Source organism: Subtercola boreus, from assembly GCF_003399635.1.
GTDB lineage: Bacteria > Actinomycetota > Actinomycetes > Actinomycetales > Microbacteriaceae > Subtercola > Subtercola boreus_B.
In genome coordinates this window covers 1-3,384 of the sequence record NZ_NBXB01000087.1, presented here as the reverse complement: position 1 = coordinate 3,384, position 3,384 = coordinate 1, and the positions used below count along the sequence as shown (strand labels likewise).

5 protein-coding genes and 1 pseudogene are annotated in these 3,384 nt (G+C 60.6%); 4 read left to right on the top strand and 2 right to left on the bottom strand.

Annotated elements, in window-relative coordinates; translation table 11 throughout:
• On the top strand, window positions 1-370 hold a 370-nt coding region (locus B7R22_RS18600), incomplete at its 5' end, for an integrase core domain-containing protein (protein ID WP_147305476.1).
• 38 nt (window positions 371-408) lie between these two features.
• Here the strand turns inward: B7R22_RS18600 and B7R22_RS18595 are convergent.
• Both B7R22_RS18595 and B7R22_RS18590 read right to left on the bottom strand, forming a co-directional pair.
• Window positions 409-561 (bottom strand): annotated as a pseudogene (locus tag B7R22_RS18595) (IS3 family transposase); the annotation flags it as partial.
• Between the two features lie 293 nt (window positions 562-854).
• Window positions 855-1,241, bottom strand: a complete 387-nt coding sequence (locus B7R22_RS18590; protein WP_116413166.1) for a winged helix-turn-helix transcriptional regulator — start codon at window positions 1,239-1,241, stop codon at window positions 855-857.
• An 89-nt stretch (window positions 1,242-1,330) separates the two neighbouring features.
• Here B7R22_RS18590 and B7R22_RS18585 point away from each other — a divergent pair, with 89 nt between their 5' ends.
• The 3 genes from B7R22_RS18585 to B7R22_RS18960 all read left to right on the top strand — a co-directional run bounded on the left by B7R22_RS18585 (window position 1,331) and on the right by B7R22_RS18960 (window position 2,935).
• On the top strand, window positions 1,331-1,711 hold the full coding sequence (locus B7R22_RS18585) for a nuclear transport factor 2 family protein (RefSeq protein ID WP_116413165.1): 381 nt from the start codon (window positions 1,331-1,333) through the stop codon (window positions 1,709-1,711).
• A 4-nt stretch (window positions 1,712-1,715) separates the two neighbouring features.
• Window positions 1,716-2,156 (top strand): nuclear transport factor 2 family protein, encoded by a 441-nt coding sequence (locus B7R22_RS18580; protein ID WP_116413164.1) that lies wholly within the window; start codon window positions 1,716-1,718, stop codon window positions 2,154-2,156.
• A gap of 251 nt (window positions 2,157-2,407) precedes the next feature.
• Window positions 2,408-2,935 (top strand): putative immunity protein, encoded by a 528-nt coding sequence (locus B7R22_RS18960; protein WP_147305475.1) that lies wholly within the window; start codon window positions 2,408-2,410, stop codon window positions 2,933-2,935.
• Window positions 2,936-3,384 lie beyond the last annotated feature (449 nt).

Below are 3,384 nucleotides of genomic sequence, written 5' to 3'. Positions count from 1 at the left end.
TGACCTCGTCGAGGACGCGCTCCGGCAAGCCGTCGGTCTCCGCGGGCACCTGCCACGGAAGGTCGTGTTCCATGCGGACAGGGGCACCCAGTACACCAGCGGTCAGCTCGCGAAAGCCGCGACCGAAATCGGGGTGCTGCGGTCGATGGGTCGCACGGGGGTGTGTTGGGACAACGCGGCCGCGGAATCGTTCTGGTCCGTGTTCAAGAACGAGTACTACCACCGGCACGTGTTCGCCACGACCGACGCCGCACGACGTGGCGCCTACACATGGATCGACGGCTGGTACAACGCCCGCCGACGCCACTCCGGCATCGGCTACCTCAGTCCATTAGCGTACGAACGCCGCCAGCTCACACTGGCAGCCTGACCAACCAACCACCTGTCCGGGAAACGGGGTCAGCCTCACCATTCCAGCGTCGCGAGTTCGACTTGCTCGACGGTGCGCCAGGGCCCGCGCTGGCGGATCAGCTCGGTCTTATAGAGCGCGTTGACGGCCTCAGCGAGGGCATTGTCGTAGCTGTCGCCGACGGTCCCGGTCGACGGGGTCGCGCCGAGCTCCCTAGGGATGCGAGACGCTGTCGTGCGCCACCGGCTAGGCGAGTGCAACCCTGCGGCGCGTCGGCCAGCGATCCGTTTCCAACTGCGGGGCGTGGCAAGCATCATGAGTCATGCCCCTTGCTCTCGGAGCAGCGCGGCAACCTCAGGCGCCATCGAATAGCGGCGCTGGTCCCAGTCCCAGAGGTACTGCCATGACCCACCCACAGAGGCGTCAGAAGACTTTCCCTGTTTCGTCTCGTCGCAGCGATCGAGATAACCGCCATCGCCACCACGGAACTAAAACCCAGGCCAAATCAGTCCCGAGGTGCTGTATAGGTTTGTGGCGCTGGGACGTGATTTTCGACCCAGTCGACGAGTTGGCTCACAAGAGTTGCGATCTCCTCGCCGGTAGGGGTGAGGGTATAGTCCACGTGCGGGGGAACAGATCGGTGATCTCTACGAGCTACGAAGCCATCGGATTCGAGGCTGCGGAGGGTCTGTGAAAGCATTTTCTCGCTGACCCCGCTTACTCGTCGCCGCAATGCGCTGAAACGAAATGTCCCCTCCCGCAGAGCGGCCAGAACGAGCACACCCCACCTGCTGGTGACATGTTCCAGCACGGCGCGAGAGGGGCAGGCCGGGTCGTAAACATTGTAAGAATGTGCGTCAAAGTGAACTTCGGCTGCAGATTGAGGTGTCATCCCGAAAGCTTACTTTGAAGTGGGTACTGTGCAGAAGAAAGCTAGGACGGTACCGTGAAGTGCTAACACCCACTCACATTGGAGCAGACATGTCGGACCTTGAACAGAACAAAAGCGTTGTTGTTGACTACTACAAGACGGCCTTCGCTGGTGACCCAGAGAAGGCCGTCGCCGACCACTTCGGGGACCGCTACACCCAGCACAACCCGGATGCCCAGGACGGCCCAGAGGCGTTCATTGGGTTCGTGAAGTGGCTTCGCGGTGAATACCCGAACCTACAACTCGAAATCAAGCGCGTGATTGCCGAGGGGGACCAGGTGGTTACGCATTCGCATCTCGTTCTTGAGCCCGGAAAGCCTGGCCGCGCCCTGGCCGACTTCTTCCGCCTCGAAGACGGCAAAGTCGTCGAGCATTGGGACGTCATTCAGGACATCCCGGAGAAATCCGCAAACGACAACGGAATGTTCTAAGTACATGTCGATTACTGCCGGTGTGGACATGAGCGCAGACCCCGCCACAGTTGTGCGCCGGCAGTACATCGCCTCGGCCGCGGGTGATCTGGAAGCATGGCGCCAAACAGTCGCCAACGATATCGAGTGGACGGAGACGGCAGGATTCCCGTTAGGTGGAACCTATCGACGCCCTGATGCCGTGATCGAAGGGGTCTTCGAGGCACTGGGTGACGTGTGGGACGACTGGATTACTCACGACGACACATACATTGTCGATGGGGAACGCGTTGTCGTCCTTGGCCGATATTCCGCACGCAACAAGGCGACTGGATTTCCTCTAGAGGCGCGCGTCGCGCATACCTTTGTAGTCCGTGGCGGCCAAATCGTCCGATTCGAACAATATGTGGACTCCGCAACGGTACAAAACGCCATGGTGACCACATCGGAGTCCGCTAACAGGTAACACTTCGCATAGCGAGAACGGTTGAGGGCCAATCGCCGGGAACAAACCAGCACTCATAATTCGTCGTGAGGATATACTCGCATAGCTTCATTGGAAACGGTCCCAAAGGGGCCTCGATGAGGTTCGCTAAGCTTCGAGGCTGTGATCGGTTTGGTAGAGGGTGTCATCACACATTACGTGCGCGCGTGGCCAGCTGGCACAACCGGCCATCGACTGATCTTTTCGGCGGCGGTTCCTGAGACGATCAAGGGGTGAGTGAAGAACCGAAAGAAAAGTGGGCCAATCCCGCGCTACCGATCCACCACGCGATCGCAGAATGGTCGGCAGCCTGCGCTGAGCGCGCTTTGCCGATTTTCGAGGAATTGCGAGCAGGCGATGACCGACCTCGCGCCGCAATCGACGCGCTGCGCGCATGGGTGTGCGGCGAGATGACTATGACGGCGTGCCGCACCGCAGCATTCGCAGCTCACGCGGCAGCACGGGATGCTGCACAAGCGGGAAAGCCGGCAGCGGTAGCTGCGGCACGGTCAGCCGGTCAAGCGGTTGCAGTGGCTCACATGTTCGACCACTCCTCGCACGCGGCGGACTACGCAGCGAAAGCCGTTGGCATCCTCCGCGGGAACCCGGCCCGCGATGCAGAGCGCACCTGGCAGTGGGAGCATCTGGACCCCGAGCTACACCTGATCGGCTTCCCCAAGGATCGTGACCGACAGACCTCTGACGAGAATCTGTCTGGTATTCCGTCCGCGGCTTCGGCGGTCCATCGACCCCCCTCATAGCCGAAGTGCCTCGACCCCTTGAGACCAATCATGGGATTCGAGACATGTCGGTTACGAGACAGATTGGACACCACAACTGATCGATGCGCGAAGAAAGACGCTTGACCGGGGCCGAGCTGCTGAGCCATGCCGTGCGCGAAACCTCTTGCTGATCTTGTGGCTGCCTGGTGGGCTGAGGCCGGGTCTGCTGCACGGATAGGTGACATCTTGGCTTGCCCTGGGAGGGTGGGCTGGAAGGATGTTGTTGTGCCTAAGCCTTATCCCCGAGAGTTCCGAGATGACTGGCGAGTAGCGGTTGTGGGTAGCGGTAGTCCGGACATCTGGTGTGTTATCTCGCGACATCGTGGACACTGGATCTCGTCACTTCGTGGACGGTGAGTCTCATGGCTTCGTGCACAGCTACTGTGCTTGGTCTCCGAGCAGGGCGGGGAGGTCGACACGGCGCTGTT